15 protein-coding genes are annotated in these 19,451 nt (G+C 30.8%); 3 read left to right on the top strand and 12 right to left on the bottom strand.

Going from position 1 to position 19,451, the window contains the following annotated elements; genetic code table 11:
* Window positions 1-203: 203 nt before the first annotated feature.
* On the bottom strand, window positions 204-3,734 hold the full coding sequence (nifJ, locus tag KQI88_RS11175) for a pyruvate:ferredoxin (flavodoxin) oxidoreductase (RefSeq protein ID WP_216417359.1): 3,531 nt from the start codon (window positions 3,732-3,734) through the stop codon (window positions 204-206).
* A gap of 140 nt (window positions 3,735-3,874) precedes the next feature.
* Complete coding sequence (locus KQI88_RS11180; RefSeq protein WP_216417360.1) at window positions 3,875-4,546, bottom strand: beta/alpha barrel domain-containing protein; 672 nt, start codon at window positions 4,544-4,546, stop codon at window positions 3,875-3,877.
* 152 nt (window positions 4,547-4,698) lie between these two features.
* Between KQI88_RS11180 and KQI88_RS11185 the strand changes: the two genes are divergently transcribed.
* Window positions 4,699-5,214, top strand: coding sequence for a hypothetical protein (locus KQI88_RS11185; RefSeq protein WP_216417361.1), 516 nt, complete (start codon window positions 4,699-4,701; stop codon window positions 5,212-5,214).
* A 190-nt stretch (window positions 5,215-5,404) separates the two neighbouring features.
* Window positions 5,405-7,018: a putative manganese-dependent inorganic diphosphatase gene (locus tag KQI88_RS11190; protein ID WP_216417363.1), complete on the top strand. Its 1,614-nt coding sequence runs from the start codon at window positions 5,405-5,407 to the stop codon at window positions 7,016-7,018.
* 54 nt (window positions 7,019-7,072) lie between these two features.
* Here the strand turns inward: KQI88_RS11190 and KQI88_RS11195 are convergent, their stop codons facing one another.
* The 8 genes from KQI88_RS11195 to KQI88_RS11230 all read right to left on the bottom strand — a co-directional run bounded on the left by KQI88_RS11195 (window position 7,073) and on the right by KQI88_RS11230 (window position 15,226).
* On the bottom strand, window positions 7,073-7,987 hold the full coding sequence (locus KQI88_RS11195; RefSeq protein ID WP_216417365.1) for a chemotaxis protein: 915 nt from the start codon (window positions 7,985-7,987) through the stop codon (window positions 7,073-7,075).
* A gap of 142 nt (window positions 7,988-8,129) precedes the next feature.
* Window positions 8,130-8,408 carry a DUF3343 domain-containing protein gene (locus KQI88_RS11200; protein ID WP_212382201.1) on the bottom strand — a complete coding sequence of 93 codons (279 nt, stop codon included), beginning with the start codon at window positions 8,406-8,408 and terminating at the stop codon, window positions 8,130-8,132.
* Between the two features lie 9 nt (window positions 8,409-8,417).
* A complete protein-coding gene (locus tag KQI88_RS11205) occupies window positions 8,418-8,630 on the bottom strand; it encodes a sulfurtransferase TusA family protein (RefSeq protein ID WP_216417367.1) in 213 nt (70 codons plus the stop codon).
* Entirely contained in the window at window positions 8,623-9,735 is a 1,113-nt protein-coding gene (gene yedE, locus KQI88_RS11210) for a YedE family putative selenium transporter (protein ID WP_216417369.1), read from the bottom strand. Before yedE ends, KQI88_RS11205 begins: the two co-directional genes overlap by 8 nt.
* 200 nt (window positions 9,736-9,935) lie before the next feature.
* Window positions 9,936-12,224 (bottom strand): S-layer homology domain-containing protein, encoded by a 2,289-nt coding sequence (locus KQI88_RS11215; protein WP_216417371.1) that lies wholly within the window; start codon window positions 12,222-12,224, stop codon window positions 9,936-9,938.
* 251 nt (window positions 12,225-12,475) lie between these two features.
* Window positions 12,476-13,858 carry an MATE family efflux transporter gene (locus KQI88_RS11220; RefSeq protein WP_216417373.1) on the bottom strand — a complete coding sequence of 461 codons (1,383 nt, stop codon included), beginning with the start codon at window positions 13,856-13,858 and terminating at the stop codon, window positions 12,476-12,478.
* An 11-nt stretch (window positions 13,859-13,869) separates the two neighbouring features.
* Window positions 13,870-14,316: a MarR family winged helix-turn-helix transcriptional regulator gene (locus tag KQI88_RS11225; protein ID WP_216417375.1), complete on the bottom strand. Its 447-nt coding sequence runs from the start codon at window positions 14,314-14,316 to the stop codon at window positions 13,870-13,872.
* A 181-nt stretch (window positions 14,317-14,497) separates the two neighbouring features.
* Entirely contained in the window at window positions 14,498-15,226 is a 729-nt protein-coding gene (locus tag KQI88_RS11230; protein WP_216417377.1) for a GNAT family N-acetyltransferase, read from the bottom strand.
* 194 nt (window positions 15,227-15,420) lie between these two features.
* On the opposite strand from KQI88_RS11230, the gene KQI88_RS11235 reads away from it, so the two are divergent.
* Window positions 15,421-15,912, top strand: coding sequence for a YajQ family cyclic di-GMP-binding protein (locus tag KQI88_RS11235; protein ID WP_216417379.1), 492 nt, complete (start codon window positions 15,421-15,423; stop codon window positions 15,910-15,912).
* Window positions 15,913-15,998: 86 nt separating this feature from the next.
* Here the strand turns inward: KQI88_RS11235 and KQI88_RS11240 are convergent, their stop codons facing one another.
* Window positions 15,999-16,676 carry a phosphatase PAP2 family protein gene (locus KQI88_RS11240; RefSeq protein WP_216417381.1) on the bottom strand — a complete coding sequence of 226 codons (678 nt, stop codon included), beginning with the start codon at window positions 16,674-16,676 and terminating at the stop codon, window positions 15,999-16,001.
* Window positions 16,677-16,887: 211 nt separating this feature from the next.
* Window positions 16,888-19,368 carry a DUF3656 domain-containing U32 family peptidase gene (locus KQI88_RS11245; protein WP_216417383.1) on the bottom strand — a complete coding sequence of 827 codons (2,481 nt, stop codon included), beginning with the start codon at window positions 19,366-19,368 and terminating at the stop codon, window positions 16,888-16,890.
* Window positions 19,369-19,451: the final 83 nt, after the last annotated feature.

The following is a 19,451-nucleotide window of genomic DNA, read 5'->3' on the forward strand; positions in this document are numbered from 1 at the left end:
TTTAACTCCCCCATTTTAATATGGAACATAGATATAATTTCAGTACTCTTCACTCTAATTAAGATATTATTCTATAATACTTAATAAATACCTTCAGTAAGATATAAATATTAAACTATAATACTTAATAAATACCTTCAGTAAGATATAAATATTAAACTATAATACAGGCCAACTATTAATAATAGTTGGCCTGTATCTATTTATTCATATTTCATTTCTGCTAATCGTTTATAGGTAGCATATCTTTCTTTCGCATCTTCCTCTGCTGCACTAAACAGTTCATCTGCGAGATGTGGGAATGTATTCATAATTTGAGAATATCTGATTTCGCTATGAATAAACTCTTTAAATGATGCTATTGGTTCTTTAGAATCTAGTATAAATGGATTTTTACCTTGTTTTTTTAGTTCAGGATTAAATCTGAATAAATGCCAGTATCCAGCTTCCACTGCCTTCTTTTCTTGTCTAACAGAGGTACCCATTCCACTTTTAATACCGTGACTAATACATGGTGCATAACAAATAATAATCGATGGTCCTTTATAAGACTCTGCTTCTGTAATGGCTTTTACAAGTTGGTTCATATTAGCTCCTAGTGCAACCTTTGCTACATAAACATATCCATATGTAGTAAGCATTAAACTAAGATCTTTTTTCCGTATTTTTTTACCTGAAGCAGCAAATTTAGCTACTGCAGCTGTTGGTGTTGCTTTAGAAGCTTGCCCTCCAGTATTTGAGTATACCTCTGTATCCATTACTAATATATTTATGTCTTCCCCTGAAGCTAATACATGATCCACTCCACCATAGCCAATATCATACGCCCATCCATCTCCACCAATAGCCCAAATCGATTTTTTAACTAGATGATCTTTACGATCTAAAATTTCCTTTACAATTGGATGTTCTTTATGATTATGTGTATTTATCACTTCTAATAATTCTTTAGTGACTTCTTTAGTTTTTTCTCCATCATCTTTGTGTATTAACCATTGTCTAAATAGGTTTTTACAGTCTTCATCTAAATCTGAATTTATTCCTTCTTCCATTAAACTAGCTATTTTATCTCTAGCCTGTCTAGATGCTAATGCCATACCATATCCAAACTCTGCATTATCTTCAAATAAAGAATTAGCCCAGGATGGCCCTCTACCACAAGGCAGTGTTGAATAGGCCATAGATGGAGAACTAGCACCCCAAATTGAAGAACAACCAGTGGCATTTGCAATCATCATTCTATCACCATAAAGCTGAGTAAGCAGTTTTATATAGGCAGTTTCCCCGCATCCAGCACAAGCTCCTGAGAACTCTAACAAAGGCATTGCAAACTGACTTCCTTTTACAGATTTTCTATCCATTAGGTCAGATTTATATTTAATATTAGCAATAGCATACTCCCAATTTTCAGCCTGTCTAACTATTTCCTTCTCTGCATCCACCATAACTAATGCTTTTCCTGGCGCTGGGCAAATATCAGCACAGTTAGAGCATCCAGTACAATCTAATGGACTTATTTGAATACGATAGCCTAAACCTTCTAAGCCCTTACCAATTGCCTCTTTAGTTTCAAAAGTATTAGGTTTTTTGTTCATCTCTTCTTTATCAAGAAGAAATGGCCTAATAACCGCATGAGGGCAAACATAGGAACATTGATTACATTGAATACATTTTTCTGTTTGCCATTGAGGTATCATTACAGCAATGCCCCGCTTTTCATAAGATGTTGTTCCTAAAGGGTAGGTTCCATCTTCCATTCCTTTAAATGCACTTACAGGCAATTCGTCTCCCTCATGTCTAGCCATAGGTCTTTGTATTCTCTTAACAAAGTCTGGTTCGTCTTTTATTGGCAGGTCTTTAATTTTTGCATCTGCCCAACTAGTAGGAACATCTACTTTTACAAGACCCTGTGCTCCTTTATCTACCGCATTGTAATTCATTTCTACGATTTTTTCGCCCTTTTTACCATAGGTATCTACTATAGCTTCTTTTAGGTATTTAACTGCATCTTCCATTGGAATAACCTCAGCTAGTTTAAAGAAGGCAGATTGCATAATCATATTTATTCTTCCACCTAAGCCTATTTCCCTAGCAATTCCTACTGCATCAATAATGTAGAAATTAATATTTTTCTGAGCAATAGCTCTTTTAATAGCTGCTGGAATTTTTTCATCTAATTCTTCAACTGACCAAGGACAATTCAATACAAATGTACCCTTTTCCTTTAGCCCCTTTAATAGATCGTAGTGATATACATAGGAGCTGTTATGACATGCAATAAAATCTGAATTATAAATTAAATAAGGTGATTTTATAGGTTTCTTACCAAATCTCAAGTGTGAAATCGTAGTTCCTCCAGATTTTTTACTATCGTAAGAGAAATAGGCTTGTGCATATAAATCAGTTTTATCTCCTATAATTTTAACAGCAGTTTTATTAGCTCCTACTGTACCATCAGAGCCTAGCCCCCAGAACTTACATTTAATGGTGCCCTCTGGAGAAGTTTCTATAATGTCTTCTTCCAAAAGAGATGTATTAGTTATATCATCTACTATTCCAATAGTAAAGCCATCTTTAGGGTTGCTATTTTTTAAATTTTTAAATACTGCTACAATTTGTGAAGGTGTAGTATCTTTTGATCCTAATCCGTATCTTCCACCAACAATAATAGGTTGATTATCTTTTCCATAGAATAGGTTTCTAATATCTTCATATAGAGGCTCACCTAATGATCCTGGTTCTTTTGTTCTATCTAATACTGCAATTTTCTTTACTGATTTTGGGAATACATTAAAGAAATATTTTTCGCTGAAAGGTCTATATAGATGTACCTTTACAACTCCAACCTTTTCTCCTTTTTTGTTTAAGTAATCCACAACTTCTTCCGTTGTTTCGCATACAGATCCCATTGCAACAACAATATTTTCAGCATCCTTAGCACCATAATATGTAAAAGGCTTATATTCTCTTCCGGTAATTTTACTGATTTCATCCATATAGTTCGCAACAATATCTGGAACTTCATTATAAAAGCGATTTGCAGCTTCCCTACCTTGAAAATAAATATCTGGATTTTGTGCTGTTCCTCTAAGTACAGGATGTTCAGGGTTTAATGCCCTCTTTTTAAATTGTTTTAATGCTTCATAATCCAATAACTTTTCTAAATCCTCATATTCCATAACTTCTATGTTTTGATATTCATGAGATGTTCTAAATCCATCGAAGAAATGCAAAAATGGCACTCTACCTTTAATAGCTGATAAATGTGCTACTCCTGCTAAGTCCATTGCTTCTTGTACACTAGCAGAGGATAGTAATGCAAATCCTGTTTGTCTAGTTGCCATTACGTCTTGATGATCTCCAAATATAGATAAAGCATGAGTCGCAATAGCTCTAGCGCTTACGTGAAATACCGCTGGAAGGAGTTCACCTGCCATCTTATACATATTTGGAATCATAAGTAGTAGTCCTTGAGAAGCCGTATATGTTGTTGTTAACGCACCAGCCTGCAATGAACCATGTACTGCACCAGCAGCCCCTGCCTCAGATTGAAGCTCTGCTACCCTTACTGGTTGTCCAAATATGTTCTTTTTACCATGGGCTGCCCATTCATCTACACCTTCTGCCATAGAAGAAGATGGGGTAATAGGATATATGGCTGCCACATCAGTAAAAGCATAAGATATATAAGCAGCTGCCTCATTACCATCCATTGTTTTTCTTTTCTTAGCCATGTCTACTCTCCTTTTCTCTTTGTTTTATATAAAAGGATCAATACATTTCTATTATTTTACTTTTTTGCATTTATCATACGCTAAATTAGGAAAATAAATAAATAGAAGGTGTAAAAACTAATCGTTTTTACACCTTCTATTTATTTTTTTACATTATCTCTATATCTTTGCATTACTTCAGTAAAGAGATCCGCAGTAGATGGCGGAGTATATGTTATTGCATTAGCTCCTGCCGCTATTGTTTTTTCTATACTTTCTTCTGTTGGTCCTCCAGTAGCTATAATAGGTACGTCAGGAAACTTTTTTCTGATTTGTTCTACAATATTTGCCGTATTAGCGCCCCCAGAAACATTAAAAATTCTTGCACCAGCCTCTAATTTTCCTAGGTAATCATCATATTCTGAGACAATTGTAGATATAATTGGGATATCAATTTTTTCATTCATTTCTGCAATTACTTCTTTTTCCATAGGTCCATTCACAACCACCCCATAGGCCCCCATAAGTTCAGCTTGTAGCGCTATGCCTATCGATCTTTGGCCTGTTGTTAATCCGCCACCAACACCACAAAACACTGGGACAGTAGCAACTTCTAATATAGCCTGTGTAATAGATAGTTGAGGAGTAAAAGGATAGACTGCAATAATTGCATCGGCATTAGTATTTTTTATAATAGCAACATCTGTAGAAAATAAAATAGATTTTATCCGCTTTCCTAATATCCTTATTCCACTTGCCTTCGAAATTACTCGAGGCACATCTACTATTCTATCTCTAAGCTTCAACTTTATTTCTGGAACAAATTTTTCCATTTAAAACACCTCTTCCTCTTTATATTAGTATTTTAAAAATGTTCAATACAAATAATAAAAATCGTCTGATGCTATTAAATCGACTTCTGTGGTACAATATATTAATAGATTTTTACTAACATATTAATTAAATAATGCTAGGAGGGTATCTTTTGTTAGAAACAGATCCACGTAACCGATCATTACAAACATTAGCACGAATATATAAAATTCTGATGGTTTTACTGTCTTTAATAATTATGCTTTTATCTATTTGGGATATTATTTTTGAATTTAACGAAAAAACTATTCGTTTTATTAATAAATTTGATTTATTTATTATGGCAATATTCATTATCGACCTACTCGTTAATTTAAAACTTACAAAAAACAAAAAACATTTTATTAAAGTAAGTATTATAGAAATAATTATAATTACTCCATTTACAGTTATTTTAAAAGTTCCTGGATTATTAAAAAAATCTACAGGAATTAACATTTCTCAAGGTGGTCGCACCCTTTATATTGAAAAACACCCAAGACTAAAAGGATTTATTAATATATTATTATCTCAGAAATTTATATTAAAGTCCATCGCTTTTATTATGAAACCTAGTGTAACTAGGACTGCAAAATTTTTCAATTTATCAAGAAGATATATTAATAAAGCTAAACCTAAAAAAGACTGAGAACATAGTTCTCATCTTATATGATAGCTAAAAATTCTATGACTCCATATAAACTGAGACTTTGTTTACTAATTAATCTATATTGCCTCTGTTTTCAAAAAAAATAATCTTTTTTAAATAGGATTCTATTTTAATTATTTTTTGATATAATACTTAAATGATGAAATAAGAGTTTTTAAGGAGGTTCACAATGTCTATTTTAGTTTTTGGGCACAAGAGTCCTGATACTGACTCAGTGGCTTCGGCTATTGCCCTTTCTTATTTAAAAAATCAACTTGGTTCTAATACAATGCCTTGTGTTCTAGGAAATATAAGTAAGGAAAGTCAATATGTTTTAGACTATTTTCAACTACCGATACCTAAATATATCTCCGATGTTAAAATACAAGTAAAGGATTTACAATATGATTTTGCTAAAGGAATATCACCTAAAAAATCTATACTTTCTACATATAATCTAATGGAAGATAATTCATTAGAAACTGTAGGGGTAGTAGACGAAGATAATAAACTTCTTGGAATTATAAGCATGAAAAATATTGCTATGGGACTTATACATGGAGATTTTTATCATTTAGAAACTTCTTTAGAAAATCTCGTTCACGATCTAAAAGGTAAAGTTTTATCTGGTAATAAAGAGTTTTTTAATGGCCATGTATCGGTAGTAGCATATTATTATAAAACCATAGAAGGCCTCTTAGGTGAAAACGATATTGTTATTGTTGGTGATAGATATGATATTATAGAATGTGCTATTATGTCGAAAGTACAGTTAATCATTATTACTGGTGGTAATGATATACCGCAGAAATACATAGATTTAGCTGAAATCAACAATATTACAATGATTTTAGTACCAAAAGATACTTATTATATTTCTAAAGTTATAAATATGTGTAATTATACTAGTCGAATTATGAGAACACAAAATATAATTAAGTTTAATGAAATGGAATATATAGATGAAGTAAAGGATGAGCTTAGCCATAGTCATTTTAGAAATTATCCTGTTATTGATAATGAGAGTAAGTTTTTAGGATTTATTAATAGAAACCATATTATGAATCCTACAAGAAAAAAAGTAATATTAGTGGATCATAACGAATATAGTCAAAGTGCTGAAGGTCTTGATGAAGCAGACATATTAGAAATAATTGATCACCATAAAATTGGAGATATTTCCACATCAATGCCAATTAACTTTAGAAATAATCCTGTAGGAAGCACATGTACAATAGTGTTTTGGATGTACAGAGAGCATAATATTGAAATTCCATTTGATATTGCGGGAGCATTGTTATCGGGGATTCTATCAGATACTTTGCTATTTAAATCTCCTACAACAACAGATATCGATAAAAAAGCTGTAGAAGAACTAAATAGGATTGTAGAGCTGAATATTGATGACTTCGCAATGGATATGTTTAAATTCGGTACATCTCTAGAAGGTCAAAGTATAGAAGAAGTCTTCTATAAGGACTTTAAAGAGTTTCAATTAGAAACATTTAAAACTGGAATTAGTCAAGTGTTTACACTAGATATTGATGATGTCTTCAATAGAAAAGATCTTTTTATTAATTATATTAAAAAGGTACACAAAAGAATGAATTATGACATTACATTATTATTAGTTACAGACATTTTAAAAGAAGGTTCCTATATTTTATATCAATGTAAACACAATAGTGTGATACCATCTGCATTTGAAGTTATAGATGAACAAGGTGTATTTGCTAAGGAAGTTGTATCAAGAAAAAAACAAGTAATACCTAAGTTACTAAATGCTATACAGTTAATCAAATAATAAATTTAAAGCAGCTCATTAGTTACAATAGATTAGTGAGCTGCTTTGATTCTTTTATTTCATTATCAATTTATCTATAACTCCTACCAAGTTCCCAATCTCTGGTTTAGTAACTTGAGCATCCGCTCCTAAGCCCTCACCTTTTCTCATCATATCATCAGAAATTAAGGAAGAAAATATTATTACCGGTATTTCAGCCAAGTCTTCATCACTCTTAACAAGCTTTGTTAAATGATGTCCATCCATTTTAGGCATTTCTATATCTGTAATAATACAGGATACATGCTCTTTTAATGATTTCGACTTATCTACTCTAAATCTCTCGAGCAAGTCCCATGCTTCTCTACCATTATTAGTAACCATAAGATTACTATAACCTGCTTCATTTAAAGCTTGAACTAATATTTTTGAAAGCATTTCAGAGTCTTCTGCTACAATTATCGGCTTATTACTTCTTTGTCTAGGACCCATCTCCTTTATTTCTGAAAGTTGAATCCCTGTATTAGGACTAATATCTGTCAAGATTTTTTCAAAGTCAAGTATAATAATTAACCTTTCATCCTTTTTAACAATTCCAGTGGCTACTCCCTCTACACCACCATAAATTGTATTATCTGGTTTCTCCATCTGCTCCCAAGAAAATCTATGAATACCTACTACCTTATGAACCTGAAAAGCTACTGAAATCTTATTAAAATGAGAAATTATAAATAAGTTATTTGACTCATCTTCTTCAGACTGAATACTTAAGTACTTAGGGAGGTCTACAACAGTCACTATTGTTTCTCTCGGCTTAAAAATTCCTTTAACACATGGATGAGCCTTTGGTATATTGGTTACTTTCGAAAACGGAATTATTTCCTTTACCTTCGCAACATTAATTCCAAAAAAATTTTCACCTATTTTAAATTCTACAATTTCTAATTCATTTGTTCCACTTTCTAACAATATTTTCTGCTCTTCCTTCATACTTTTTCCTCCCTCACATCTTTTTGCCAAAATCTAAGTATATACTTGGATTATACCATAATTGCTTTAGATATAACAAAAATTTTAGGATTATATAATAACTATAAAAGCTAGAGCAATAAAACTACCTTTTCATAATAGATTAACATTTTTCTCTTTTAATTAATTTTGTATACCAGCTAGGTTTAGCTTCTTTTTCTATACAGTGAAATTCACCATAGTCTATATAATTTTCACGACATATCCTTAAAATTATCTCCTTATCATTACAGGGAATTTCACCTGCTGTACCACAGCTAGTACTTACTTGCCTAGGTACTGGAATCAACCGTACTTCGCAATTATTTTCTTTTAAAATTTTTTCAAATCGTAGCGCCTGATAAGTAGAATGAAATGTAATAACACAATATCTTTCCTTCAAATTAACCACCTATTTTTTAATAATCAGTGAATATCCATCGGCATCTTCTGAGCACTCAACATTGAATCCCTGATTTTTACTAAAACGCTTAATGTTTTCAACGGCTACCATCATATCTACTAAAACTTCTATAGGTGTACCATCATATTCAGAAACGGCTTCTTTAGTCATCAATACTGGTTCTGGACAGGATCGTCCTCTAGCATCTACAACTTTATACATGGCTTACCCCTCCTTCTACTGCTCTACCTTTTCTATCATTTCTAGCTTTCTCATTATATTTTACTACATTGTATCCAATAGCCATAATAACTATAAAACCAATTAATACTGCAACCTTACTATTTATCCCTACTCCTTGTGGACTAGCAGCTAATCCAAAATTGTGAGCAAAAGCTGCTCCTGCTATTAATCCTAAAATGGTAATAGCAGCATCTGTATCCCCTTCGCCAGCCAAAATAGTTTGTCTTAGAGGACAGCCACCTAATAATGAAGATGCAACTCCTGCCAATACCATACCTAGGAAGTTCCATAGAAAATCATTATGAGCTATTGGCTGTTCAACAAAACTAATTTTAAAGCTTTCTGGATTTAAAACTAGATTTCCAATAAGGGCAAATACAAAAATACCAATTAATCCCCATAAGAAGTAAAAATCTTTAATAAGTATAGCATCTCTGAATCCTCCTGCAGTACAAAGTCTTGTTCTTTGTAGAAGTACTCCCACTATTAAACCAGCAGCTAAAGCTATAGCAATAGGTGCTCTGGCTGCTCCAGGTCCACTCTCACTAAATAAAACAAAAGCGGGTTGTATAGCTAATAGCACTAATAGACCTATTGCAAATATAGGCATAATGTATCCGCTTGACTCTGGTTGGTTTACACTTCTTCCTAGACTAAATCCTCGTTTAATAAATTGAATACCTATAAAAATTCCGACAACGTAGCCAACTAAACCAGTAATAGCATTTAAATCTCCGTTAGCTAATCTTAAAATCATCCTAAGAGGACAGCCTAAAAACACTAGTGCTCCAATCATTAGAAAAAATCCTAATACAAATCTTAAAAGTGGAGATGATCCACCTCTTGCCCTAAACTCTCCCTTAGTTTTAGCAATAATAAATGAACCTAAAATAAATCCTGATATTTCCGGTCGTATGTACTGAACATTTCCTGCTCCATGAAGTCCTAGAGCTCCTGCAATGTCCCTATAAAAACAAGCTACACAAACACCCATGTTAACAGGATTACCAAACTTGACCAACAGTGCTGCTAATAAACCTAGTATACCTCCTGCTGCTATAATCTTTGCTTTTCCTTGTTTCAATTTTACCCCTCCTATTCTATTATTGCTTCACCTATATATTATTAAATAATTAACAATGTTAACAATTGAATTTTTCTATTTATTTCCATCATTCTATTGAATTTATTTATAACAATAAAACAATCCCTCTTGAAAGTAATATTCAAAAGGGATTGATCTACTAAAATTAATATTTATATTATTAATATTTAAGTGTTATTCTAGTTTTTCATATCTTTATAATCTCTTATTAGTTGATACATAAAGTGAATAAATTCACCTCTATTAAGATTTTTGTTAGGCGAAAATTCTGCTTCAATATTTTTATCTCCAAATATATTATAGTATTTCACTAACGCCGCATAACCTATATCCTCTGTCTCTATTGCTTCCTTATCCTTATATGGTACTTGGAAAATACTAGAGTAATTAGCTAATTCTTTTTGTTTCATAGCATTTATAATCCACTTTGCTAATTCAATTTTACTAATTTTTTCATCTGGTTTAAAATAATCACCCTTATCGATAATACCAAACTCTACTCCAGCTTCAATATATTTATAGTAAGGACTGTCCTTTGAAATATCCTTAAAATAATCTTTTCCTTTATTTTCATTGGATCCATTGTAATATCTATCTACATAATAGGCTTTATTGCTCCAACCTATCTCCACTATCCATTTAAGTGCATCTTTTCGAAGTAAAGCTTCCTCTGGCTTAAAAGTTTTCTCTGTTACCTTCAATATCCCCATTTTATCCATAAGTAAAATGTCTTTCTCATAAGGAGATCCTTTTATATCTGTAAACTGAGTTTGATTGCTTTGCTCTTCTTTAAATTCTTCTCCTGAATAATTTAGAAACTTGCCGGTTACCCCATCAATGTAATTAAAGCCAAAGCTTTTTAGTGCATATACAGGTAGCAACTCTTTTATAGGTATTTCTAAACCTTCCTTTTCCAGTTTCTCTAAGTCTTTTAATTGTACTAAATATTTTTCAAGTCCTACATTGTCATAGAATATTTTATGAGCATTTTCCTTAGTTAACATTGAACTAGATTTTTGTACATCTACATCGTACCATCTATATCTCAAACTGCTTATTTCCTCGGTTTCATCGTTATATGTCATATGCACATAATTATCATCGAATGGAATGTTATTTATATATCTAGAGCTTGATACATATACTTGATCTTTATCTATAACATTATCTGATTTTATTTCTAATTTTAATGCTCCTTTAGTTTTTGGAAACATTGTTTGAATTTTTTCATTTGTTATATTTAGAGCATCATCATTCTTTCTAACATTTTCTTTAATATTTTCAGTTGTTTTTAAGTCTCTTACTTCTTTTATAGGCTGATATCCTTCATTTTTATTATATAAAAGTTCTAATACCTGACCATTTTCAGCATTTACCACTGAATTTAAATATTTATCTCCCTCATCAGAATTCCAATATACAGACCAGAACTTGCCTTTAATTCCAGCATAATAATTTGTGTAACTAGTATTATTTAGTTTGATTCCTTCTATATCTACATGTTCTTTAAGTGTATTTATTATTATTTGCTCTGCCTTTTCCTTTGAAATTACACCATCCTCCGGTATCATTTCAGATCCACCATCTGATGCCTCTTTAGCCATCATCTCATTTGCAGTAGATGAGTCTTCTCGATAAAATGGATAGCCATAATAATTCCAATTATATAATTGATCCGATGTTAGTAATTTCCCAGTAATAGCATCTATTTTATCAGTTTCTTTTGGTGTATAAATATATACTGGAGTTAAAACAACATTTTTACTATCTTCTTGATTATATTTATTTAATCTTACATATTTAAGTTGGAGACGATCTTCTTTTTCAAAGAAATCTCTAGCCTCTTCTTCATTTAAGAGTTGTTTATTTCCTTCATAACTTCCAATATCCCATTTCATTTCATATGAACTTACACTTTTATTTAGCCCTGATACGGTAATTCTAAAATAATTACTTGGAAAAAACTCCCCATTTATTTCTCTTACAAACATGAAGTGATAGCTATCATCGTCAGTATAATTTATCTTTATATCATATGGAATAACTGTAGGAGCCTTAACAGTAACTTCTTCAGTTTCATTAAACCTTTCTGCTTCCAAGGATTTAATAAAATCTACAGCAATTTTCTTAGCCTCATCTTGAAGTAAGTCTACGGCTTTTCCTTCATTATTACCATTCCATTGGTTAAAAGAAATTATTTCTCCAGAGTCAGCGGCCATAACAATAGAAGCGTTCTTTTTATCTCCTTCAAACCCTAAATTCCAAAACTGTCTTTGCTGTATATCTCGAGTATTTAGGTTGCTATATTGAAGCTTGTAATCCTTCCCTAAATCTAATTTTTCCCTAGCTAACTTTTCTGCTTCCACTTTAGTTAGAATCGAAGATTTCACTGCGCCATAACCAACAGGTGTTGTTACACTTAAAAACAAGGTAAACATAATAATAACTGCCATTATTTTTCTTAACATTATAAAAACCTCCTCTATTTCATATTTATTCCTATTTAACATTATAGACGTAAAAAAAATAAAAAAGTTTCATTTGTTTATTAATATTTTAAAAATATTAATTTATTTATTTTTTTATAGTCTTAATTAAAATTTACAAATTAAAAATACTGTAAAAAACCCAAAATATACCAAACGAATATTCTGTGAATTTAAGATTTGAAAAAAAGAAACCCATTTTTATTTTAAAAATAAGTTTCTTTTTGATTAATCTATTCTTGATATAAAGGTTTTGTAGGGTTCTTTTCTGTAGCCTTATTTGTTCCTAAATTTTTAATTTCAAGTAATATCCATATCCCTGTTACTACAGATGATAATATATCCGAAACTGGACTTGCCATCCATACACCATTTAACTCAAAATATCTTGGTAAAATTAGAAGCGCTGGTATAAGGAATAATACCTGTCTAGATAAACTTAAAATTGCTGCTTGTTTTGGCTTTCCTATAGCCTGAAAATAGTTAGCACTCACAATTTGAAAACCGATAATTGGCAATACAGCAAAGAATATTTTAAGTCCATTAGTACCAATATCTATTAAAGTCTGATCACCTTGAGCAAACAGCGTAATTAACTGTACAGGCAAAAGTCTTATTAGAAAAAAGCCTAATACAACCAAAGCTGTAGCTGCTGTAATAGCATATCTTAAGGTTTGCTTTACCCTATTAAATTGGCCAGCACCATAGTTAAATCCTATAATAGGCTGAGAACCCTGATTAATACCAAATATAGGCATCAATATTATTGTGCTTATACTGTTAACGATTCCCATTGCAGATATTGCAATATCTCCTCCATATACAGCAAGTTGGTTATTTAATACTGCTGTTACTGCACTGGCAGCTAATTGCATCATAAAAGGCGCAAAGCCTATGGAGAAAATACTTAATACTACATCAATCTTTAGGCGTAGGTTTTCTTTGTATACCTTTAGAGTACTTCTTCCACTTAGAAAATGACTAAGCACCCAAATAGAAGATGCAGCTTGAGAAATTATAGTAGCTAATGCAGCTCCTTGTATTCCCCAATTAAATACAAATATAAAAATTGGGTCTAGTATTGTGTTAAGTATAGCACCTATTAACATAGTTAACATAGCTATTTTAGGGTTTCCTTCCGCCCTAATAATGTTATTCATACCAAAACCAATACCTTGGAAAACTGCACCAAATAAAATAATTCTTAAGTAATCCTTAGCATAGGGCATTACATCTGCACTGGCACCAAAAATCCTTAAAAGGGGCTCAAGAAAAACCAGTCCAACTACTGTTAGCCCTAACATAATAACAACTAATAATGTCATAGCATTTCCTACAATCTTCTCGGCGTCTTCCTTCCTATTTTGTCCTAATCTAATAGAAATTAAAGAAGTTGCACCTAACCCAACAAGCATAGAAAATGCCATTAGTATAATCATTATTGGAAAACCAATTGTAATTCCTGCTATGGCTAATGAGCCAACTCCTCTCCCAACGAAAATCCTATCCACTATATTATATAGGGCATTAACCAACATTCCAACTATAGCTGGAACGGAAAAAGTTAATAATAACTTTCCAATTTTTTCTTCTGCTAGTTGTTTCGAACGATCCATACTATCTCTCCTTACAATTTTTTCATTATGTTTATTACTGTTTTAATACTCTTTGAAAAATTATCTACATCTTTATCTCCTAGAGAATCAAAAGCTTGAGTAATAATTTTTTCATATTGAAGCATTTGAGAATCTACATACCCTTTTCCTTCTTCTGTTAAATAAATCCACGTTTTTCTTCTATCCTTTCCATCAGCCTCACGAAAAACAAGATTCATATTCTCTAATGAATCTAATAAAGTAGTTAAACTTCCTTTTTTCATATCTAAAGATTTCCCTAACATAGTAGGAGTTATTTTACCTTTTCTTCCCAAAATCATCAATGCCTTATTTTGGTTTTTATTACAACAATAATCAATAGAAATATTGCTATTTAATATTGAACTTATTTTTTGGTGAAAAAGGTCTGAAAATTCAAGCAAGCCATTATGGATTTGTTTAAGATTTTCTTCCTTCATACATAATTCCGCTCCTTATATTTAACATAGACAAAAGTAGTTAGATTTCTTACTATTAGAATTCTAACTACTTTTATAGTATTTGTCAACTGCTTGTCTAAATTTTGTATTAGTAATACTATTTAGTATTCTCAGTTTAATATAATTCTATAATTATGCTAATAAATAAATTGCATTTATATTATTTATATTTGCAATACATTACATCCAGGTATCCTTCTCGTTTCTCTATTTTATATCCCTCATATCCTTCATCTAATAATTGTTGTTGCTTTAGTATATCTGTATTTTTTACTATTATAATATCTGTTATCTCTTTATCAGTATTTATAAAGTCAATTGATAGCAAATATCTAAGTTTACCTTTATACTCATTATTTCTAATCTTTAAATTTTTAATTGTTAGCCCTTGATCCATTACATTTTTAAGACTTGGATAGTTATAAGGGGATATTGTAGTTAAAACAAATTCATATCCTAGCTCTCTAATTAACTTTATTGAATGTGGTAGCATTTTAGCCTGAAGTCTATTTCCTCTATAAAATGGATGAACTACTGTAGACTCTAAATGAGCTACCTTGTCCAAATCATTTCCAATCAAATTAATCTCTCGACCTAAATTTTTCTCATCTTTACCTGGAAAATTTATAGTTCTATAGGCAATCAAACCTTCATTAGTAAAAACTCCTATAACCATCCCTTGATCTGGAGGGAAAATTGATTTTTCCATGAATTCTTTTGTGTCTGGTACAAATGTCTCTGGATTATCCAAGGTTTTAAATACTTTCTCTTGAAGATCTAAAATCTCTTCTAAATATGTTTCATCTAAAAATATCATTTTATATGCTACTGTATCTTTATATCCACCATTCCTTTTTATTAATGTTCCGCATTCTATAACTTCTTTCATTTTTTCGCCTCCTATTCCTCCTTATTGTTAATTATTATCCAATAAAATATTTACAGAAATTATTTATATTTATATATGTATACCTTTTTTTACATAAAGTTATCATATATTATGTTTCTCATGTAATATGGCTAGACTTTCTAATAGAAAAACATATATAATATTAATTAACTACGTAATATGGAGGGATAAGAATGGCAAAAGATAACTCTTTTGATATTGTTTCACAAATTGATTTGCAAGAGGTAGATAATGCTGTTAATCAATCTATGAAGGAGATTTCTCAGCGCTTTGACTTAAAAGGAACAAATACAACTGTAGACAGAAGTGATTCAGAAGTAACAATTAATGCTCCTGATGATTTAAAGCTTAAAAATGTAATAGATATTCTGCAAACCAAACTAACACAAAGAAATATTTCTTTAAAAGCTTTAGAGTATGGAAAAGTAGAGCATGCATTAGGTGGCAGGGCAAAGCAAGTTATTAAGCTTCAACAAGGGATAGATAAGGAACAGGCTAAGAAAATTACTACATTGATAAAGGATTCGAAAATAAAGGTACAAGCTTCTATTCAGGGAGAGGCAGTTAGGATATCCGGAAAAAATCGTGATGATCTTCAAGCTGCTATACAACTAATAAGGGAAGCAGACCTACCAATGAACCTACAATTTACAAATTATAGATAGAGTACTATATATAGTAAAAGAAACCTCATCAACTTTTAAAAAAGTCGATGAGGTTTTAAAATTCTAGAGTTATTATTTAACTTATTTTACATAGATATAGATGTATTTTCCTCTCTTCTTGCAGCCTTTTGTCTTCCTGCTATTAAATCTGGAACTAAATAAATAGCTACATAAAGCACCATAGATAGTGCTATAGCCCATATTCCATCTAGTATAGAATGTTGCTTAACTAATACTGTAGATGCACTAATTATAACCATAAGTAAAAAAGAAGTTATCCGTAATCCTATATTTTTTTTAAAGGGTTCGTAGCCAATTAAACCTACATGTATTGCAATAGAATTCAATACGTGTATGCTCGGTGCCACATTAGTCGGTGTGTCAGCAGCATAAATACCTTTCATAATTCTTGAGAAAATATCATTTTCAGTAATTACAGGACGTAGACTTTGTCCATTTGGAAAAATCCCATAAATAGTATAGCATATAGCCATACCAAAGAACATAAATAAAAACAGCCTATAATAATCCTTTTTTGATACAATACCTAAATAAATAAACCCAAAGGCCATGTATATATACCAGAATAAATATGGTATAACAAATTCTTTTATAAAAGGAATTTTCATATCCATAGGTGAAAACATATCATACTTTGGAACAACAGTTTTTTCTAGATAGTAAAACCATATATATAGCAGTCCATATAACGAAAGTAATAAGAAATGTTTATACTCATCCCATCGTTTTTTAAGTAAAATCATATAATACCTCCCTGTTAAAGTAATACCTAAAATAATTATTTCTAATCATTTTTAGACTTTGCACTATATACCACTAATTATATAGTATATACTTTAAATTGTTTTTAACTATTTATAAATTTTTTCTTAAGTTTATTATTAATTTTACTTAATCTCATAAAAAAGAGCTATTTATATATAATAGACTCTCTTTTGATTTATATTTAATTTATTACTCTACTCCTCTATAATAATGTCCCCTAGTAAATCCATCTTTTAGTTTATTAGTATAGTCTTCACTATATTTTAAATTTTTGCCTGTTAATATATTATTCATATTGTTTAGAGTCATTACTATTATATCTTCTATCTCATTATTAGTTTCATCAGTAAATTCTAATCTTAACCACCCTATATTAATATCTTTAAAGTCATTTAGCTTATCTAACATAAATAAAGGCTTTGAATTAAGAATCGTACTTCTTCCCCAATAATCTTTTCCAAATGGAAATGTCACGTTTTTAGCATCTTTTAATCCAAAATTGTACTTATATTTAGGATAACGACATTCTCCACATTTATGATCACATTGGTTTTCCTGAACTAAAGGACAATACTCAATAGTCATAACAGTCGTCTTTCCGTATATAATCGCCTCTTTTTCTAATCCATTATCTAGATTTAACTTATAAATAGTTTTGAAATCTAGCTCTGGTGACAGTGTAATTCCATTTAATCCAAGCTTTTCGAAGGAATCAATAGTGTAACTATTCATTACGTTTAATGAGAAATCCCCTATCAATGGGAGCTTAAAATAAGTATTGTTAAACCTAATTATTCCCAAATCACCAGCTAAAATTCCATCAAACTTTAATCCTTTTACTAACTTTTCTAAGATTTCATATTCACTATCTCTTAGTATAGGCGGTGTTCTTAAGTAAATTTCTATATTTTTATCTTTACATAATGATATAGCTTCTTTAAAAGTAGATATATCTCCATAATAAATACGATTAATTGAATAATTTAAAGCCACCTTTAATTGCTCTAATGTATCTAATTTTACAGATATTTTTTGTTGTTTAGTTATTTTCCCATCTCGATTTTCACTTGATATCTTAAGATCTTCTAGTTTTCTTGTAAATCTTAAATCTTCTATCTTTTCTCTAGCATGTCTAGTTTTTCTTAATTCTACTAGCTTCTCTACTGCGTCTCTTCTTAAACTATTTAATACAGAAATAGGTACAGAGCTATTTTCCTCTAAACTAATATCTAAATTATACAGCTCAAAAGGAGTATTTCCTAATTTAGATAGTTGTTCTAAAAGTTTATCCTCAGTAAGAGGAACTTTCATCGCTCTTTGAACAACATCATCACTTTGAACATATACAGTATGTCCTTCTTCATCCCATAGATGAAGTTTAATTTTCTCATCAATTTCTATTTGTACTTCACCATATATGAATATCTTTTTATGTTCTTTATCATGTGCATATGTTCTTTCAAGTTCATCCATTAAAGATATGTTTAAGGTTTTATATACTTCATCACCTTTTTGTATATCACCCTTCATTTCTATTTCAACTACTTGACCTTTTTTAGCCTCTTTAACTAATTTATTATTAATATAAATATTTCTAATAGTACCACCTATATCTCCAGAAGATTTGTTCCATATTTCTATACCATCTCCCTGAGCTATATCTACCTCTAGCTTAATCTTCAATTTGTTTTCTCTTACATCAAAATGCTCTATCCTACCTAAATACAGCCCCCGATTATTTGGCTTTTCAATATTAATTACATCTGCTTTTGGACTACTAAACAAATATCCTTTTGTAAACTTACGATTAAACATTTGTTCCATTTCTTCTTCCAATGCTTTATCTCGTAAAACTTTTCTATTATCCAAATAAGTATCTATAGCTCTCCTATAACCCCTAACAATAGAAGCTACATATTGTGGTTTTTTCATACGACCTTCTATTTTAAAGGAAGTTACACCAGCATCTATTAACCTACCTATTTCTCCTACAGTATTTAAATCTCTCATACTAAGATGAAATGCTTTATCGCTCTTTAGAAGCTGATCTGTATTTAATTTTAGCAAACTATATTCTCTTCTACATGGTTGTGCACAACGGCCCCTGTTACCACTTCTACCTCCAATAAAGCTACTCATTAAACACTGTCCCGAATAAGAAACACATAGGGCACCATGTATAAAAACCTCTAGCTCTATATCAGTTTCGTTATAAATACTTTTAATTTCTTCGACCGTTAACTCCCTTGCTAAAACTGCTCGATTAACTCCCATATTTTTTAATAGCTCTACACCATGTTTGTTGTGTAGTGTCATTTGTGTACTTGCATGGATCTCAAAGTCTGGGAATGTCTCTTTAATTAAATTAAAAACTCCTATATCTTGAACTAGAACTGCATCTACATCTATTTCATATAAGAACTTTATGTACTTCATTAAACTTTGAACTTCACTATCCTTCATTAATGTATTTACAGTTACATATACTTTCACACCACGTATATGTGCATATTCTACAGCTTCCTTCATAGTATCTCTATCAAAATTAGAAGCATAAGCTCTAGCTCCAAAATCTACACCACCTAAATAAACTGCATCAGCACCATTTTGCACAGCAGCCTTTAAAGCCTCAAAACTACCTGCTGGTGCTAACAATTCAATATGTTGCATATTTCAACAACCTTTCTATCTTTTTCTTATACCACTTTTTATACAAAGATAAAAAGTAGTGATAATATTATTATATCTAAACA

The organism is Alkaliphilus flagellatus, from assembly GCF_018919215.1.
Classification (GTDB): domain Bacteria; phylum Bacillota; class Clostridia; order Peptostreptococcales; family Natronincolaceae; genus Alkaliphilus_B; species Alkaliphilus_B flagellatus.